The organism is Mesorhizobium sp. B2-2-3, assembly GCF_006442405.1.
Taxonomy (GTDB): domain Bacteria; phylum Pseudomonadota; class Alphaproteobacteria; order Rhizobiales; family Rhizobiaceae; genus Mesorhizobium.
Genome location: NZ_VFWC01000006.1, coordinates 286278 through 303801, shown reverse-complemented (window position 1 = coordinate 303801; position 17524 = coordinate 286278). Strand labels below are relative to the sequence as shown.

The following is a 17524-nucleotide window of genomic DNA, read 5'->3' as shown; positions in this document are numbered from 1 at the left end:
TGACGCGAGCCCCGGCGGGAGTTGCCGGGGCTTTTTCGTGTGACGATGGCGGGCACTATCGCATGCCGCTGTTTCCGTTCGCCGCTCCTCGTCTTCCTGGCTCCTGGCCTGGCAAAGCAAATTCCCCCAAAAAAAGTCAGGTTAAAAAGGGCGGCTCAAACCCATCCCGACAAGGCGGCTTTGGGCTGACGAAAGCATACCTTGGCGCCGGGCCGCAGGCTTCGAAATCCTCGAAAAAGCCCGGAAATCCGGCCATTCCGGCAAGAATGCCTGTCGACCGATCCTTTCATAAGCCCCTGTTCATACACCAAAATCGACCGTCTCGACGCCCGGCAGGCGACATTGACAGGCTGCGGCGCAACATGCGTATTCGCAGGCATTGGGGGATACGCCAAGCGGTGCTGTTCGAACGGGGCGGGGTTTCTTGAACGACAGCATTGGCGGGGGCGCCGGACGAGCGGGCATTGCAGCCTGAGGCAGTGTGCCGCTCGCTCCTGGCTTATCCCTTTACTCGCAAAAAGCGCATGCCGGATCGCGTGGCAGCACAGCTTGGCTGGCTCAAGCCGGTCTGTGCCTCAGCGCAATCGACACGTGTGACGTGACCAGCCGACGGAACCTCAGCAGCCGGTGCGCCTTTCCAGTCGCTGGATCGGGCAGCATCCGATCGAACGCGTCAGTGTCCGCGGATTTGGCTGAACGGAAGCCTCGATATGAGCAAACAAAGAGGCCGGAAGAGGTTCATCTTCCGGCCTCGCATTTGCAGGCTGAATTGAAGCCGCTGGATCCGGGTTATGCCGGGTCCAGGGAGATCAAAAATCAGACCGAATAGTACATGTCGTATTCGACGGGATGCGGTGTCATTTCGAAGCGCATCACCTCGGCCATCTTCAACTCGATGTAGCTGTCGATCTGGTCGTCGTCGAAGACGCCGCCGGCCTTCAGGAATCCGCGGTCCTTGTCGAGGCTCTGGAGCGCTTCACGCAGCGAGCCGCAGACGGTCGGGATCTTCTTCAACTCCTTCGGCGGCAAATCGTAGAGATCCTTGTCCATCGGCTGGCCGGGATGAATCTTGTTCTTGATCCCGTCGAGGCCGGCCATCAGCATGGCGGCAAAGGCGAGATAGGGGTTCGCACCCGGATCGGGGAAGCGGACCTCGACGCGCTTCGACTTTGGCGACGAGCCGAACGGGATGCGGCAGGATGCCGAGCGGTTGCGCGCCGAATAGGCGAGCAGCACCGGCGCCTCGTAGCCCGGCACCAGACGCTTGTAGGAGTTGGTCAGCGGGTTGGTGAAGGCGTTGATGGCCTTGGCGTGCTTGATGATGCCGCCGATATAGAACAGGCAGCTTTCCGAGAGGCCGGCATACTCGTTGCCGGCGAAGGTCGGCTTGCCGCCTTTCCAGATCGACTGGTGGACATGCATGCCCGAGCCGTTGTCGCCGAAGATCGGCTTCGGCATGAAGGTGGCGGTCTTGCCATAGGCATTGGCGACCTGATGCACGACATATTTGTAGATCAGCATCTTGTCGGCGTTGCGGACCAGCGTGTCGAACTTGATGCCGAGTTCGTGCTGGGCCGCGGCCACCTCGTGGTGATGCTTCTCGACCCGCACGCCCATCTCGGCGAGCACGGTCAGCATCTCGGAGCGCATGTCCTGCGCCGAATCGATCGGCGGCACCGGGAAATAACCGCCTTTGATGCGCGGACGGTGGCCGAGATTGCCGGTTTCGTAGTCGGTGTCGTCATTGGACGGCAGTTCGGTGGAATCGAGCCTGAAGCCGGTGTTATAGGGATCGGCTTTGTACTTGACGTCGTCGAAGACGAAGAACTCGGCTTCCGGGCCGACATAGATGGTGTCGCCGATGCCTTCCGACTTCATGTAGGCCTCGGCCTTCTTGGCAGTGCCGCGCGGGTCGCGGTTATAGGATTCGCCCGAAACCGGATCGAGGATGTCGCATAGGATGACCATGGTCGACTGCGCGAAAAACGGATCCATGTGGACCGTTTCAGGATCGGGCATCAGCACCATGTCGGACTCGTTGATCGCCTTCCAGCCGGCGATCGAAGAACCATCGAACATCACGCCATCGGCGAACATGTCTTCCTCGACCTCGATGACATCCATCGTCACGTGCTGCAGCTTGCCCTTCGGGTCGGTGAAGCGCAGGTCAACGAACTTCACATCGTTGTCCTTGATCTGCTTCATGATGTCTTTGGCTGTCGTCATGTCATGTATCCCTGTGGTGACGTTTTTTAATAATGACGTTTCGGAAGATGGGCGAGGTGTCAGACCGCATCCATGCCGGTTTCGCCGGTGCGGATGCGCACGACTTCCTCGATGTTCGAGACGAAGATCTTGCCGTCGCCGATGCGCCCAGTCTGGGCCGCCTTGCGGATGGCTTCGATGGCGCCTTCGACCGCATCGTCGCCGAGCACGACCTCGATCTTCACCTTGGGCAGGAAGTCGACGACATATTCGGCGCCGCGATAAAGCTCGGTGTGGCCCTTCTGGCGTCCAAAACCCTTGGCCTCGGTCACGGTGATGCCTTGCAGTCCGGCCTCCTGAAGCGCTTCCTTCACTTCGTCCAGCTTGAATGGCTTGATGATCGCTTCGATCTTTTTCATGTAAAAAGTGGCCTCCACTGCCAAAAAAACGGGTTGTGAGCCCCGCTTGCGCCTCCATCAAGCACGAATTGTGCCAATTGGCGGGATTTCAAGCGGTGTCATTCGATTCCAGAACATGCCGCACGAAGATGCAAATTCGCATCGTTCACTGCATCCAGCGCGCGACGGATGGCTGCAGCCTACGCGGCGTCGGTGTTTATGTCTGCCCGATATTTAGGCGTATTGCTTATTTGGTGGGCATTGCTCAGCTTGGCTGGGACCGCGCCAACTCCTCTGCGTTTGCGTCGAGCCGAAAACTGGACAATGCTTTATCGAATGCGGATCGGCAATCCATGAGCAACGAACTTCTTTCTCCCGAGGAGATGAGCGAGGCGGATCGGTTGACGATTGCCGCCGGCGCAATCGACGGCATCGGCCTGATGCGCCGTGCAGGCGAAGCCGTCGCGGCCGAAATTTTCAGGCGCGATCCGGCAGCGAAGCGGGTCCATGTGCTTTGCGGTCCCGGCAACAATGGCGGCGATGGCTATGTCGTGGCCCGCTGCCTGGCAACCGCTGGCGTCGACACGGTGGTCTGGGCGACGGGCACGCCGAAGCCGGGCAGCGATGCCGCGCTTGCCGCCGGCGAATGCCCGGTCAAACCTCGGCCGCTGGTGAATTTCGCGGCCGAAGCCGGCGCTGTCGTCGTCGACGCTCTTTACGGAGCAGGGCTGTCCAAACCGCTGTCCGGTGAAGCGGCGAGAACGGTTGGCGTGGTGACAAGCCTGGCCTTGCCGGTCGTCGCGGTCGATCTGCCATCAGGCGTTTCCGGGGACAGCGGCCAAGTGCTCGGCCATGCTTTTCGGGCTGGGGTCACCGTCACCTTCGCCCGCAAAAAACCTGGTCATCTTTTGCTGCCCGGGCGCGAGCTGTGCGGGGAGATCGTGCTCGCCGATATCGGTATCGCCGATGGTCTCATTGCCCGGATTCGGCCCCAGGCGTTCGAGAACTCGCCGGCGCTTTGGCTCAGCGCCTTTCCGATTCCGGGCGTCGATACGCACAAGTACAAGCGCGGCCATGTCGGCGTCTTTTCCGGTGGCCCGAGCGCCACTGGCGCGGCGCGGCTTGCGGCGCTTGCCGCGGCGCGAAGCGGGGCAGGGGCGGTCACCGTCCTGTCCCCGGCGAAAGCCATGCAGGTCAATGCCGCGCATCTGACCTCGATCATGCTGCGCAAAGCAAATGACAGCGCCGACATCGACGCCTTCATCGGCGAACGCCGGCCCTCCGCTTTTGTACTGGGCCCTGGCTTCGGTGTCGGTGAAAGAACGCGGAATTTTGCTCTCACGCTGCTTGCCGCTGGCCAGCAGCGGAACGTTTCCGCCTCGGTCGATGGTCTGGTGTTCGACGCCGACGCGATCACCTCGTTTCGCGAGAAGCCGGATGTCCTGTTCGAAGCCTCGCGCCAGCCGAGCGCGCCGTCGCTGGTGATGACGCCGCATGAAGGCGAGTTCGCCAGGCTGTTTGCTGACATCGCGGGTGGCGCCGTTTCGTCCAAGTTGGGCAGGGCTCGTATGGCCGCCACCCGTGCCAATGCCGTGATCGTCTATAAGGGCGCCGACACCGTAATCGCTGCTCCCGATGGCAAGGCCGCGATAAACTCCAATGGCGCGCCGTGGTTGGCAACCGCCGGTTCGGGCGACGTGCTCTCGGGGCTCGTGGCCGGCTTCCTGGCGCAAGGCATGCCGGCCTTCGAGGCGGCGTGCGCGGCGGTGTGGATCCATGCCGAGACCGGCAGCCGGTTCGGGCCGGGGCTGATCGCCGAGGACTTGCCGCTGGCGCTGGCGCCGGCGTTGCACGAACTGGTGGCGGCTCGCGGCGCGCGCTGACCGGCTCGACATTCAGCTCACAGCGGAATGTTGTCGTGCTTCTTCCAGGGGTTCTGCATGTCCTTGTTGCGCAGCATTCGCAGCGCGCGGGCAATGCGGCGGCGCGTCGAATGCGGCATGATCACCTCATCGACATAGCCGCGCTCGGCGGCGACGAAGGGCGACAGGAAGCGGTCTTCGTAAGCCTTTGTATGGGCTGCGATCTTTTCGGCGTCGCCGATGTCCTTGCGATAGATGATCTCGACCGCGCCCCTGGCGCCCATCACGGCGATCTGCGCCGTCGGCCAGGCATAGTTCATATCGCCACGCAGGTGTTTCGAAGCCATCACGTCATAGGCGCCGCCATAGGCCTTCCTGGTGATGACGGTGATCTTCGGCACGGTCGCCTCGGCATAGGCGAAGAGCAGTTTGGCGCCGTGCTTGATCAGCCCGCCATATTCCTGCGCCGTTCCCGGCAGGAAGCCCGGAACGTCGACGAAGGTGACGATCGGGATTGAAAAGCAATCGCAGAAGCGCACGAAGCGCGCCGCCTTGCGGCTGGCGTCGGAATCGAGCACGCCGGCCAGCACCATGGGCTGGTTGGCGACGAAGCCGACCGTGCGGCCTTCGATGCGTCCGAAGCCGGTGACGATGTTCTTGGCGAAACTTTGCTGGATCTCGAAGAAATCACCCTCGTCGGCGACTTTCAGGATCAGCTCCTTGATATCGTAAGGCTTGTTGGCGTTGTCGGGGATCAGCCGGTCGAGCGACAGATCGTGATCGGTGACCGACTGGTAGCATTCGATCTCGGGAATCTCCGATGTGTTCGAGGCCGGCAGCAAATCGACCAGCCGGCGCATCTGCAGCAGTGCTTCGACGTCGTTGTCATAGGCGCCGTCGGCGATCGAGGATTTCGTCGTATGGACGGAAGCGCCGCCGAGGCTCTCGGCGGTCACCGTCTCGTTGGTGACGGTCTTCACCACGTCCGGTCCAGTGACGAACATGTAGGAGGTGTCGCGCACCATGAAGATGAAGTCGGTCATGGCCGGCGAATAGACGTCGCCGCCGGCGCAAGGCCCCATGATCACAGAAATCTGCGGAATGACGCCCGACGCCAGCACATTGCGCTGAAAGATCTCGGCATAGCCGCCGAGTGCGGCCACGCCTTCCTGGATGCGGGCACCGCCGGCATCGTAGAGGCCGATGATCGGCGCGCGGTTGCGCAGCGCCATCTCCTGCACCTTGATGACCTTTTCGGCATGCGCTTCCGACAGCGAGCCGCCGAACACGGTAAAATCCTTGGCGAAAAGGTAGACGGGACGGCCGTTGACGGTGCCCCAGCCGGTGACAACGCCATCGCCGGCGATCTTGGTCTTTTCCATGCCGAAGTCGGTCGAACGGTGCTCGACATACATGTCGAACTCCTCGAACGAACCCTCGTCGAGAAACACCTCGATGCGCTCCCTCGCGGTGAGCTTGCCCTTCTTGTGCTGCGCGTCGATGCGAGCCTGACCACCGCCCATGCGGGCGATCTCGCGACGACGCTCGAGTTCCTTCAGCACGTCCTTCATTCTCGATCTCCTGCGCGGACTGCTTTGTGGTAATGATGCCCGCAGGCGAGCGCAAGCGTCGCTTTTCCGAGGCGTTTTGTTGCGCTGCAACATGATGCCCTTGCATTTCAGAGCGAACTCAGCCATATGCACGGCATAGGCGCTTGGGCCGGACTGATCCGGCCTTCTCCTCGAATGAGACTGGTTGCGTCTGTTTTCCCTCTTTCCTGCTGATCGGCCCCGATTGGTTAGCAAGGTGGCGAAAAAGCCCCGTGGCATGATGCCTGCGGGCACGACAGCGCAGCCGCGCGGACGAACACGTCCGCCGCCTTGTCGTTCCATGACAATTGATTCGACGGCAGGTTGCGCCCTGCCGCCATTGATGTTTGCGGCCGGAGGCCGCGTGAAAGAAGAATATTTTGACCAACGAAAACACTTTGCCCGGCAACGACACTGGAGAACTCTCCGGTTTCGCAGCACTGGGAATCACCGGTGCGCTGCTCAAGGCCACCCATGCCGCCGGCTTCACCGATCCGAAGCCGATCCAGGCTCAGGCGATCCCGCCGCAGATGGAAGGCCGTGACATTTTCGGCATCGCCCAGACCGGCTCCGGCAAAACTGCGGCCTTCGCGCTGCCGATCCTGTCGAAGATCATTGCGCTCGGCACCAAGCGCCGGCCGAAGACGGCACGCGCGCTGATCCTGGCGCCGACTCGTGAGCTCGCCGTGCAGATCGAGGACACCATCAAGATCCTCGCCAAGGGCGCGCATGTCTCGACCGCGCTCGTGCTTGGGGGCGTCTCGCGCTTCAGCCAGGTGAAGAAGGTTGCGCCCGGTGTCGACATCCTGATCGCCACGCCTGGCCGGTTGACCGATCTGGTGCGCGAAGGCGACCTCATGCTTGCCGACACCAAATGGCTGGTGCTCGACGAGGGCGACCGCATGCTCGACATGGGCTTCATCAATGACGTCAAGCGCATCGCCAAGGCGACCGCGCCGGACCGTCAGACGGTGCTGTTCTCCGCGACTATGCCCAATGAAATCGCCGAACTGGCGAAAGGCCTGCTGAAGAACCCAATCCGTGTCGAAGTCGCGCCGCAAAGCACGGCGGCGGCCGAGATCGCGCAGAGCGTCGTCCTTGCCCGCACCAAGCAGAAGCGCCAAGTGCTGTCGACGATGCTCGCCGACGAGACGATGAAGTCCGTCATCATCTTTTCGCGCACCAAGCACGGCGCCGACCGGGTAACCAAGGACCTCGAGCGCGACGGCTTCAAGGCCGCTGTCATCCACGGCAACAAGTCGCAGAATGCGCGGCAGAAGGCACTGAACGATTTCCGCGAGGGTTCGGTGCGCATTCTGGTGGCCACCGATATCGCCGCGCGCGGCATCGACGTGCCCGGCATCAGTCATGTCGTGAATTTCGACCTGCCTGATGAGGCGGAGAGCTATGTCCACCGCATCGGCCGCACCGGCCGCAACGGCCGGGACGGCATTGCGATTACGCTCTGCGATCCGTCCGAGAACAGCAAGCTGCGCCAGGTCGAACGCATCATCCGCGCCAAGCTGCCTGTTGTCGCCGACCATCTCGGCAGCCCCGATCCGCAGCGCAACCCGGCTGAGAAGAACGAGCGCTTCGAGCCTGCCAATGACCGAAACGACCGCAATGGCCGTCGCGACGGCAGGCGGCCGGGCGGCCAGAACAACGGCTCCGGCAAGAAGCGCTTCGGTGACAAGCCGGCCTTCGCTGGCGACCGCAAACCGGAAGGCGCCAAGCCCTTCAAGGGCAACAATAAACGCCGCTTCGGCGGCAAGCGGCCCGCGGCGCGGGCCGCGTAGGCAGGCCGCTTCGTATTGGCCGGGCATTTGCGTGCCCGGCTGGTCACCAGTGAGATAAAGGGCGACCGCGGTGAGGCTGCGGTCGCCCTTTCCGTATGGAAGCTCGGGCTACTTCGCGACCGCCTCGATCCAGACGGCAATTCTTTGTGCAAGGAAGGTCGTGGTCGATGGCGACAGGGCGTCGCCGGCGATGACGTGGTTGTCGGGATCGCCGGTATCGTCGACCGGAACCAGCTCGTGCGGCGCGCCCCAACGCCCGGCGATTTCACGCGTGCGGTCAGGCCGCACCACGCTGTCCGAATCCGAAAAGATGAAGAGGGCAGGGACCACCGCTTTCTCCACCGGCGCGCCATAGGCAAGTTCCGTCAGCGCCTGCATCGGCAGCGTCGCGGCAAGGGGATATCTGGTGGTCCAGAATTTCTCGTGCAGCGCGTTGCGCGGCATGAAGCTGCGCTCCTTGCCGGCGACGAGTTCGGCTATTTGTTTGCCCCATCGCATGGTCAGGATCCCGGCGCCCGACGCCTTGACGCCGAAATTCGGCGAGATGAACGCGATCGCCGCCACGCCGTCCGAAGCACCCGGTTGTGTTGCCGCCCAGGCCGCCAGCGAGCCGCCGGTCGAGGTGGAGATGACGATCACCTTGTCGCCGATGGCCCGGCCGATCGCGAGCGCCTCCTCATAGTCGTTGATCCAGGCATCGACGCTGCCTTGCGTCATGGCCGCGCCATCCTGCCCGTGGCCGGTGAGGCGGGTAAAGAACAGATTGGCGTCGAGCTGGTCGGCAACCTCGTCGGGCAGCGGGCGGAGCTCGCCTTTCGACGCCGAAAAGCCGTGGATATAGACGATCGACAGCCGTGTCCTGGCATGCACCATCGGATTGGCCCAGATGATCTCTTTCTCCAGCCCGTCACGGATGCCGGATATCGCCGCTTCCGTCCTGGCCACATAGGCCTGCGGATCGTCGCCGATTGCGGCTGGATCGAAGCGGATCGTGGTGTCGACGGGAACCCGCGGGCCGAGCACGAAGGCCAGTGCGAGGATGGCGACTAACCCCAGCACAGCAAGCACGATTCGTCGCCCCATCGCAGACTCCAAACGCAACAACAACAAACCTACGGCGGCGGCGGGGAACAGGCAACGACCGGCCCGGCGATGAAGCCGCCGATCCGCTGGCTTCTATTCGCTCGGCGGCTTGCGGTCGTAATTCAGCGGCCGTGCCTTCCAGCTCGTCATGAGGCTGATCACGCCTCGGTACACCGGTCTCGGCAACAGGCTGAGCAGCTTCAGGGGCCAGCTCGTCCGGCGCGGGAATGTGACCTCGAAGCCGCCGGATTTGATACCCCGCACCATGCGCCGCGTCGCTCGGCTGACCGGCATCAGCCCCGGCATGGGCAGCATGTTCTTCTCGGTCAGCGGTGTGTCTATGAAGCCCGGATTCATGACCTGGACGCGCACGTTCATCTTGTCGAAATCGTATTTCAGCGATTCGGCCAGGATGTTGATCGCCGCTTTGGTGCCGCCATAAGCGGCCGTCGTCGGCCAGCCGAAATAAGCGGTGACCGAGCCGACCAGCACGATATGGCCGCGCGCCCGCACCCGCATGCGTTCGACGACCGGCACCAGCCCGTTGATGATGCCGAAATAGTTGACCTCGAAAGACCGGCGAAAATCGCTGACGACGAGAGCCTCGCCAGGCGTGGAAATGTAATTGCCCGCGTTTAAGACGGCGAGCACGATGGGGCCAAGCTCGTTTTCGATCGCAGCGACGGTTCTCGCCATGCGCGGCTCGTCGGTCACATCGCAGGGAAAAGCCTTGACCTTGCCTGGCATCTGCGCGGTCTCGACAATGAGCGTGTCGATCGGATCGCCATCGGGTGCGGTTACGGCCACCGCATAGCCCTGGGACGCAAGATCCCTGGCCAGCGAACGGCCGATGCCGCTGCTGCCTCCCGTGACCCAGGCGACGCCATGCTTCGGGTCGGCCCGATAAAGTGTCATGCTGCGCCCCCGTCGAATTGTTCTTGGCTTTTGCTCTAACCGCGAAGAAATCGAATGAAAAGAGCGGTTTTCGATGCCGGTCCCAAATGAACCGCGCGGATACGCCCGGCACCAGGGAGAGGCCGGGCGCAAATGCAGTGCAGAAAATGCGACTGGACCAGGCAAATTCTTGCCTTGAAACCGAAGCTTCGGGTTTCTAGGGTTTCGCCGCAGCTACAAAAGGACTCCCGAATGCCCCGCTCCGTGATCGACGCTATCGGCAACACGCCATTGATCCGCCTCAACAGGGCTTCGGAAGAAACCGGCTGCGAGATCCTGGGCAAGGCCGAATTCATGAATCCCGGACAGTCGGTCAAGGACCGCGCCGGCCTGTTCATCATCCGCGATGCCGAAGAGCGTGGGCTGCTCAGGCCGGGCGGCGTCATTGTCGAGGGCACGGCCGGCAATACGGGCATCGGGCTGACGCTGGTCGCCAAGGCGCTCGGCTACCGCACCGTCATCGTCATTCCCGAAACGCAGAGCCAGGAGAAGAAGGACACGATCAAGCTGCTCGGCGCCGAGCTGATCGAGGTTCCGGCCGTGCCGTACAAGAACCCCAACAATTACGTGAAATTGTCGGGGCGGCTGGCTGAGCAAATGGCGCGTTCGGAGCCGAACGGCGCTATCTGGGCCAACCAGTTCGACAATGTCGCCAACCGCGACGGGCACATCCGCACCACGGCGCAGGAGATCTGGAGCCAGACCGGCGGCAAGGTCGACGGCTTCGTCTCGGCGGTCGGCTCGGGCGGAACGCTGGCCGGCGTCGCTTTCGGACTGAAGGCGAAAAACAGGGACGTCAAGATTGCTCTCGCAGATCCGCTGGGCGCCGCGCTCTACAGTTTCTACACCAGCGGTGAGCTGAAGTCGGAAGGCAGTTCGATCACCGAAGGCATCGGGCAGGGGCGCATCACAGCCAACCTCGATGGGTTCACGCCCGACTTTTCGTTCCAGATTCGTGATGAGGATGCGTTGCCGATCGTCTTCGACCTGGTCCAGGAGGAAGGCCTTTGCGTCGGCGGTTCGACCGGCATCAACATAGCGGGCGCGATCCGACTGGCGCGTGAACTCGGCCCCGGCCATACCATCGTGACCATTCTTTGCGACTACGGCACACGCTACCAATCGAAACTGTTCAATCCCGAATTCCTGCGCGAAAAGAAGCTGCCGGTGCCCGGCTGGATGGAAGAGAAATCAGATATTTCCGTGCCGTTTGAAAAGGTCGTGTGATGGCGCACAAGACCGAAGCGCTGTTTCGCGACGACGCCTATCTCAGGACGGCCGATGCCGTGGTGGTCGCCGTCAACGAGCGCGGCGGCATCGTTCTGGACCGCACCATCTTCTATGCCACCTCGGGCGGGCAGCCGGGCGATAGCGGCCATCTCCAGCGCGCCGATGGCAGCCGCATCGTCCTGGCCGCCACCATCACCGGGGAAACAAAGGACGAGATCATCCACGTGCCGGCGCCGGAACAAGCCGCGCCTGCGGTCGGCGAGCGCCTGAAGCTCGCAATCGACTGGGAGCGACGTCATCTCTTGATGCGCATGCATGCCGCTTGCCATTTGCTCACCGTCGTCTGCCCGTTTCCGATCACCGGCGCGGCGGTTTCGGAAGACGACAGCCGTGTCGATTTCGACATTCCCGACGCCAGCTTCAGCAAGGAAGACGTGACGGCTGGCCTGATGGGCCTGGTGCGGGCCGATCATCCGATCTTTACCAGGCTGATCAGCGACGAGGAACTGGCCGCCAATCCGGGTCTGGTGAAGTCCAAGAATGTCCGTCCGCCGCTAGGTACCGGCAAAATCCGGCTGGTCTGCATCGGCGAGAATGCTTCGGTGGACAGTCAGCCCTGTGGTGGCACCCATGTCAAAAGCACCGGCGAGATCGGCGAAATCCATATCGGCAAGATTGAGAAGAAGGGGCGTGAAAACCGGCGCTTCCGCATCCGGTTTGGACCGATGCCCCAAACATGATCTCGAAAGCTACGATGTTTTCGGACAAGATCATGCGGCAAGGCAAGACAACGTCTGGTCAATGGCGGCAGGAGAACCACAATGGCTGAAGACAGTCCTTTCACCGTCGACGCGGACTGGTTGCAGGAGCGTTTGGGCCAGCCTGGCCTGACGATTGTCGATGCATCCTGGTATCTTCCGGCGCAAAACCGCGACGCGCGCGCCGAGTATGACGCCGGGCACATTCCGGGCGCCCGCTTCCTGGATCAGGACGCGGTCTCCGATCCGGACGCCGCGCTGCCGCATACGCTGCCGTCGCCGCAGCATTTCGCGCAGTATGTCGGCGCGATGGGCGTTTCGGCAGATGACACGATCATCGTCTATGACGGCCCGGGCTTTTTCTCGGCACCTCGGGCTTGGTGGATGTTCCGGGTGATGGGCGTCTTCCAGACCTATATCCTTGACGGCGGTTTCGATGGCTGGAAAGCGGCAGGTCGGCCGGTGACGGCCGAACCGACCAAAATCGCGCCAAGCGTGTTCCACGCCGATTTCGACGCCGGCCGGGTCGCCAGCCTTGCCGAGATGCGCCGCATCGTCGAAACCCGGGAAAGCCAGATTGCCGATGCACGCGGGGCAGGACGCTTCACCGGCGCGGAGCCGGAGCCGCGCGCGGGCGTCCGTTCCGGCCATATGCCGGGCGCGCGCAACTTGCCTTATTCGGCGCTGTCGGAAAACGGCGTGCTTCTGCCGAAGGAGCGGTTGCGCAAGGTGGTCGAGGACGCCGGCCTCGATCTGTCGAAGCCTATCGTCACTTCCTGCGGCTCCGGCGTTACGGCGGCGGTGATCACGCTTGCGTTGGAAACGCTTGGCCATACCGACAACAGGCTTTACGACGGCTCATGGACCGAATGGGGCGGTCTCTCCGACACACCAGTCGTGACAGGCAAGGAATGACGATGGAAAACGGCGAGCTGAAGGACATCGAAGTCGCGGTGACGTTCCTCGAGATGCATGCGCCACCGGCCGTGTCGCCGCCCATGCCCTACAACCGCCAGGTCGCACTCCTGAAAACTAAGGACATTCCGCTGCATTTCTACCGGTACCTGATGGATCGGGTGGGGCGTAAATGGCACTGGGTCAATGTGCTGAGGCTGGATGACGACGAGCTTTCGGCCGGCGTCCACCGCGAGGATCGCGACATCAGGGTGCTCTATCTCGATGGCGCACCCGCCGGTTTTTTCGACCTCAAGCCGCATCTGCCGGAAGAAGTCGAGCTTGCCTATTTCGGCATGATGGAACACGCCACCGGGCAAGGCATCGGCCGCTGGTTCCTGGGATCGGCGATCGCCGCGGCTTGGTCGTATGGACCGAAGCGGGTGACGGTGCAGACCTGCACGCTCGACCATCCTGCTGCCTTGCCGCTCTACCAGAAGCTCGGCTTCGCGCCGGTGGCGCAGAAGAAGGAGACCGTTCACCCTCTGCCCTTCGCCGAGCGCTCGGCCAGCGTCATGCGGCCATAGCGACGCCCTCACAAAAGCTGAACCTCTCGTTCATCCGCGCTTCAGCCTGTCTCTGCCATCTTGCCCGCACATAATACGGGCCGAAGGAGAAAAGACATGCTGACCCGCCGTACCCTTGCCGCCGCGCTGATCGCGGCAATCGCAATGCCCGGTCTCGCCGCCGCGCAGGCGACAACGCCTTCGGCCGCAACCATCGAACGAAAGCTCGAGGCGGCACCCCGCGTGAAGCTGCGCCCGAACGAGCGCGTCACCATCCGTGAGTTCAAGCGCCGGCCGGACCTGCGCCGCATGGCCCGGTCGATCGATATCCAGTCGATCAATTTCGCTTTCGGCTCGGCCGCGATCTCCAGCTCGCAATACGACAAGATCGACACTATCGCCGATGCGTTGCAGCGTATCCTGCGCCGCAACCCCGGGGCGCGCGTCCTCATCGAGGGCCATACCGACGCCGTCGGCTCCTTCCAATCGAACCGGATCCTGTCGGAACAGCGCGCCGCCTCGCTGAAGCGCACGCTGGTGCGCGAGTTCGGCGTGCCGGCCTATGCTTTGGAGACGGTCGGTTATGGCGAGGAATTCCTGCTGGTGCAGACGCAGAACGAAAACTGGCGGAACCGGCGGGTCACCCTCCGTCGCTTTGATGACTTCATTCGCTGAGGGAGTTCCGACAATCCGGTGAAGTTCGCCTTGCCTTGGTCGGCTGGAACAAGCCGACCAAGGGCCAATGATTGTCAGGAATCGGGTGGGAGGCGGGGGCTGATGCGCATAATTTCCGATCAATGACATCGGAGATTTTCGCCATGACCATCCAGTTCAAAGCCTTGCCGACACAAGATGTACGAGCGCTTCAGCGCGGCGGGCCCGATGCCTATGGAAACACGCCCGAGCGTAAGGTCTCCGACGGCGACGGCATGCCATGCCGGCATTGCCTGAAGAACATCGCCGGCGGAGACGACTATCTCATCCTGGCCTACCGGCCATTCCCCAAACTTCAGCCCTATGCCGAGACCGGACCGATCTTCCTTCACGCGCAGGAATGCGAGCGCGCCGCGGAATCTCAGGCACTTCCCGAAATTCTCGAAAGCCCGGACTATATCGTGCGCGGCTACGGCAGGGATGACCGCATCGTCTATGGCAGCGGTGGCGTCATTGCGACCGATGCGATCGCCGCGCGCGCCGAGGCTCTCTTGGAACGCGACGAGATTGCCTACGTGCATGTCCGCTCGGCGCGCAACAATTGCTTCCAGTGCCGGATCGAACGTGTCTGACGGGCGCATGTGGCGGTGCGATAGCGGAGCGCTGTCGTACTCCTGTCATACCATTGCGGTACACGGGTAGCCGTCGATCGATTTGTCGACCGCGGATGAACCGGCGGCAAATCTCGACATCGAGGAAGCGGGGCCTTGGCTCCGCTTTTTTGTTTGCCTGAACCTTCCACAGAAATTTTCTGCGCAAAGAAGCATATGGGCTTCGACTATTTGCCTGGAGGGCTCAGTTAAACTTGCAATTGGCGCCGAGACGCAGGTTGCGGCACCATGTTTTAAGTCCGAGCCGGGTGCAGGCCTGACAGCCGCCAATCCGGAAAGAAAAAACCCGCCGGGAATGACCGGCGGGCTGACGGGAGGCAGGTATCCTCTCAGGAGAATCAGGCCGCGAGAACCGCCTTCGGCTCGACCAGTTCGTAGCCGAGCGCTTCGGCGACCGCACGGTTGGTGATCTTGCCTCTGTGGACGTTGAGTCCATTGCGCAGATGATGGTCGTCGACCAGCGCCTTCAGGCCCTTGTCAGCGAGCTGAAGGCCATAGTGCAGAGTCGCGTTGTTGAGTGCATGTGCTGAGGTGACCGGCACGGCGCCCGGCATGTTGGCGACGCAATAGTGGATGACGCCGTCGACCTCGTAGGTCGGCTCGGCATGTGTGGTCGCGTGCGAGGTCTCGAAGCAGCCGCCCTGGTCGATGGCAACGTCGACCAGCACCGACCCCTTCTTCATGCCCGAAAGCATTTCGCGCGAGACCAGCTTCGGCGCCGCAGCACCCGGGATCAGCACGGCGCCGACAACGATGTCGGCGGAAAAGCACTCTTCTTCCAGAGCCTCCACGGTCGAGTAGCGGGTATGGACGCGGCCGGCAAAGAGGTCATCGAGCTGGCGCAGGCGCGGGATCGAGCGGTCGATGATGGTGACGTCGGCGCCCAGGCCAGCCGCCATCCTGGCTGCGTGCAGGCCGACGACGCCGCCGCCGAGCACGGTGACCTTGCCGGGCAGCACGCCGGGCACGCCGCCGAGCAGCACGCCGCGGCCGCCATTGGCCTTCTGCAGCGCCGTGGCGCCGGCCTGGATCGACAGGCGGCCGGCGACTTCCGACATCGGCGCCAGCAACGGCAGGCCGCCCCGGTCGTCGGTCACCGTTTCATAGGCGATGGCGGTAACGCCCGAAGCGAGCAGGCCCTTGGTCTGTTCCGGATCCGGAGCAAGGTGAAGATAGGTGTAGAGGATCTGGCCATCGCGCAGTTGGGCCCATTCGTTAGGCTGCGGCTCCTTGACCTTGACGATCATATCCGACTTGGCGAACACATCGGCCGCCGTCTTGGCGATGGTGGCGCCGGCAGCGCGATAGGCGTTGTCGTCGGCTCCGATGCCGGCCCCGGCGCCGGTCTCGACCAGCACCTCATGTCCGTGGGCGACATATTCGCGGACCGAGCCGGGCGTAAGTCCGACGCGATATTCATGATTCTTGATTTCCCGGGGGCAGCCGACGCGCATTTTCTTTTCTCCTGACACGGCCCTTCGGGGCTCGTTCCCTGTATTGACGCAGTCAACCACGAATCGTTGCGTAAGTGTTTGCGAATGCACTTGCAGGAGGGTTCGCTATTCGATAATTGTTGCGTAGAATGCGCAAAAATTCGCAGGAATCACGAAGAATGCCACTCGACAGGATTGATATCGCCATTCTGGAGACCTTGCAGAAGGATGGCAGGATGCCGAACGCCGCCCTTGCCGAAAGGGTCGGCCTGTCGCAGTCGGCCTGTTCGCGCCGGCTCGACAATCTGGAGAAATCCGGAACCATCCGCGGCTATCATGCCCGGCTTTCCAATGCAGCACTTGGTCACCAGATGACGGCGATCGTGCACATATCGCTGTCGGGCCAGTTCGAGAAGACGCTGTCGGATTTCGAGGCTGCGATCAAGCGCTGCCCGAACGTGCTGTCCTGCCACCTGATGTCGGGCGAGTACGACTACATTCTCAGAATCGCTGCCAAGGACCTTGCCGACTACGAACGCATCCACAAGGAATGGCTGTCGGCGATGCCGCATGTGACGAAGATCAATTCGTCTTTTGCCCTGCGCGAAATCGTCGACCGGACGGCGATGGGCCTGAAGCCCGAAATGGCCTGAGCATTCTCAGCCTTCCATGCCTTCAGCCGTCTACGCCTTGGCAGCCTCCGTCACGATCCGGTCCATCGGGATATCGTGCGGCTGCGGGTAGATGGTGGCGATGCGCTGCAATTCGTAGCCGACGCCGATGACCAGCGGCTTGAACGGCATCGCCGCCAGCGTTCGGTCATAGAACCCGCCGCCATAGCCCAGGCGATAATTGCCGGAATCGATGCCGACGATCGGCGAGATGACGATGTCGGGCAAGACCGGTTCGCCCTCGGCCGGAATCGGAATGTTCCACACGCCCTTCTCCAGCCGGTCGCCCGGAACATAGGCCCGGAAGATCAGCGGCTGTGCCTTTTCGATGACGACGGGCAGCGCGGTGCGCCCGCCTCGTTCATTGATGGCGGCCATCCATGGCCGCAGGTCCGGCTCGCCGCGAAACGGCCAATAGAGGCTGACCATGCGGCCGTCGATATCGCCGATCGCCGCGTCGAGGGCTCCGGCGATGCTCTGCGACATCGCCGTTCGCGCATCGGCGGAAACCGCGAGACGCGCCGCGATCAGGCGTTCCCGTTCGGCCTTGCGCCATCGTCTGACGTCGGTCCAATCGGATATCGGCGCGTGAAACGCGGGATCGAGTTCGTGCATGAAGCATGGCGGCGAGGAATATTGCGCCGGACCCTGGTCGTCGTGATCGTTGGCCATGCTTCACCTCATCGCTGTTTTCCATAACGCTATACCCGGCGGGGGGATGCGACATGTGCATTCACGACATGGAACGACGAGTCTCGGG

16 protein-coding genes are annotated in these 17524 nt (G+C 62.5%); 9 read left to right on the top strand and 7 right to left on the bottom strand.

Going from position 1 to position 17524, the window contains the following annotated elements:
* Positions 1–816: 816 nt before the first annotated feature.
* Both glnA and FJ951_RS13895 read right to left on the bottom strand, forming a co-directional pair.
* Positions 817–2226 (bottom strand): type I glutamate--ammonia ligase, encoded by a 1410-nt coding sequence (gene glnA / locus FJ951_RS13900; protein WP_140515442.1) that lies wholly within the window; start codon positions 2224–2226, stop codon positions 817–819.
* 59 nt (positions 2227–2285) lie between these two features.
* Positions 2286–2624 (bottom strand): P-II family nitrogen regulator, encoded by a 339-nt coding sequence (locus FJ951_RS13895; RefSeq protein ID WP_006205430.1) that lies wholly within the window; start codon positions 2622–2624, stop codon positions 2286–2288.
* Positions 2625–2956: 332 nt separating this feature from the next.
* Between FJ951_RS13895 and FJ951_RS13890 the strand changes: the two genes are divergently transcribed.
* Positions 2957–4486, top strand: a complete 1530-nt coding sequence (locus FJ951_RS13890) for an NAD(P)H-hydrate dehydratase (protein WP_140515441.1) — start codon at positions 2957–2959, stop codon at positions 4484–4486.
* Positions 4487–4503: 17 nt separating this feature from the next.
* Here the strand turns inward: FJ951_RS13890 and FJ951_RS13885 are convergent, their stop codons facing one another.
* Entirely contained in the window at positions 4504–6036 is a 1533-nt protein-coding gene (locus FJ951_RS13885; RefSeq protein WP_140515440.1) for an acyl-CoA carboxylase subunit beta, read from the bottom strand.
* A gap of 398 nt (positions 6037–6434) precedes the next feature.
* Between FJ951_RS13885 and FJ951_RS13880 the strand changes: the two genes are divergently transcribed.
* A complete protein-coding gene (locus FJ951_RS13880) occupies positions 6435–7850 on the top strand; it encodes a DEAD/DEAH box helicase (RefSeq protein ID WP_140515439.1) in 1416 nt (471 codons plus the stop codon).
* A 108-nt stretch (positions 7851–7958) separates the two neighbouring features.
* Here FJ951_RS13880 and FJ951_RS13875 read toward each other — a convergent pair whose 3' ends face one another.
* Positions 7959–8933 (bottom strand): alpha/beta fold hydrolase, encoded by a 975-nt coding sequence (locus FJ951_RS13875; RefSeq protein WP_140515438.1) that lies wholly within the window; start codon positions 8931–8933, stop codon positions 7959–7961.
* 93 nt (positions 8934–9026) lie between these two features.
* Entirely contained in the window at positions 9027–9848 is an 822-nt protein-coding gene (locus tag FJ951_RS13870; RefSeq protein ID WP_140501312.1) for an SDR family oxidoreductase, read from the bottom strand.
* A gap of 231 nt (positions 9849–10079) precedes the next feature.
* Here FJ951_RS13870 and FJ951_RS13865 point away from each other — a divergent pair, with 231 nt between their 5' ends.
* The 6 genes from FJ951_RS13865 (at position 10080) to FJ951_RS13840 (ending at position 14621) form a co-directional block, all read left to right on the top strand.
* Positions 10080–11114: a cysteine synthase A gene (locus FJ951_RS13865; protein WP_140515437.1), complete on the top strand. Its 1035-nt coding sequence runs from the start codon at positions 10080–10082 to the stop codon at positions 11112–11114.
* Positions 11114–11857: an alanyl-tRNA editing protein gene (locus tag FJ951_RS13860; protein ID WP_140515436.1), complete on the top strand. Its 744-nt coding sequence runs from the start codon at positions 11114–11116 to the stop codon at positions 11855–11857. Before FJ951_RS13865 ends, FJ951_RS13860 begins: the two co-directional genes overlap by 1 nt.
* A gap of 81 nt (positions 11858–11938) precedes the next feature.
* Positions 11939–12790, top strand: a complete 852-nt coding sequence (sseA, locus tag FJ951_RS13855) for a 3-mercaptopyruvate sulfurtransferase (protein WP_140515435.1) — start codon at positions 11939–11941, stop codon at positions 12788–12790.
* A 2-nt stretch (positions 12791–12792) separates the two neighbouring features.
* Positions 12793–13356, top strand: a complete 564-nt coding sequence (locus FJ951_RS13850) for a GNAT family N-acetyltransferase (protein ID WP_140515434.1) — start codon at positions 12793–12795, stop codon at positions 13354–13356.
* A gap of 96 nt (positions 13357–13452) precedes the next feature.
* Positions 13453–14010: an OmpA family protein gene (locus tag FJ951_RS13845; RefSeq protein WP_140501321.1), complete on the top strand. Its 558-nt coding sequence runs from the start codon at positions 13453–13455 to the stop codon at positions 14008–14010.
* 143 nt (positions 14011–14153) lie between these two features.
* Positions 14154–14621, top strand: coding sequence for a DUF1203 domain-containing protein (locus FJ951_RS13840; protein WP_140515433.1), 468 nt, complete (start codon positions 14154–14156; stop codon positions 14619–14621).
* Positions 14622–14998: 377 nt separating this feature from the next.
* On the opposite strand, the gene ald is transcribed toward FJ951_RS13840, so the two are convergent.
* Positions 14999–16114 carry an alanine dehydrogenase gene (ald, locus tag FJ951_RS13835; RefSeq protein WP_140501325.1) on the bottom strand — a complete coding sequence of 372 codons (1116 nt, stop codon included), beginning with the start codon at positions 16112–16114 and terminating at the stop codon, positions 14999–15001.
* Positions 16115–16272: 158 nt separating this feature from the next.
* Between ald and FJ951_RS13830 the strand changes: the two genes are divergently transcribed.
* Positions 16273–16746 carry an Lrp/AsnC family transcriptional regulator gene (locus FJ951_RS13830; protein WP_140501327.1) on the top strand — a complete coding sequence of 158 codons (474 nt, stop codon included), beginning with the start codon at positions 16273–16275 and terminating at the stop codon, positions 16744–16746.
* A gap of 30 nt (positions 16747–16776) precedes the next feature.
* On the opposite strand, the gene FJ951_RS13825 is transcribed toward FJ951_RS13830, so the two are convergent.
* Entirely contained in the window at positions 16777–17436 is a 660-nt protein-coding gene (locus FJ951_RS13825; RefSeq protein WP_140515432.1) for a 5-formyltetrahydrofolate cyclo-ligase, read from the bottom strand.
* Between the last annotated feature and the right edge of the window lie 88 nt (positions 17437–17524).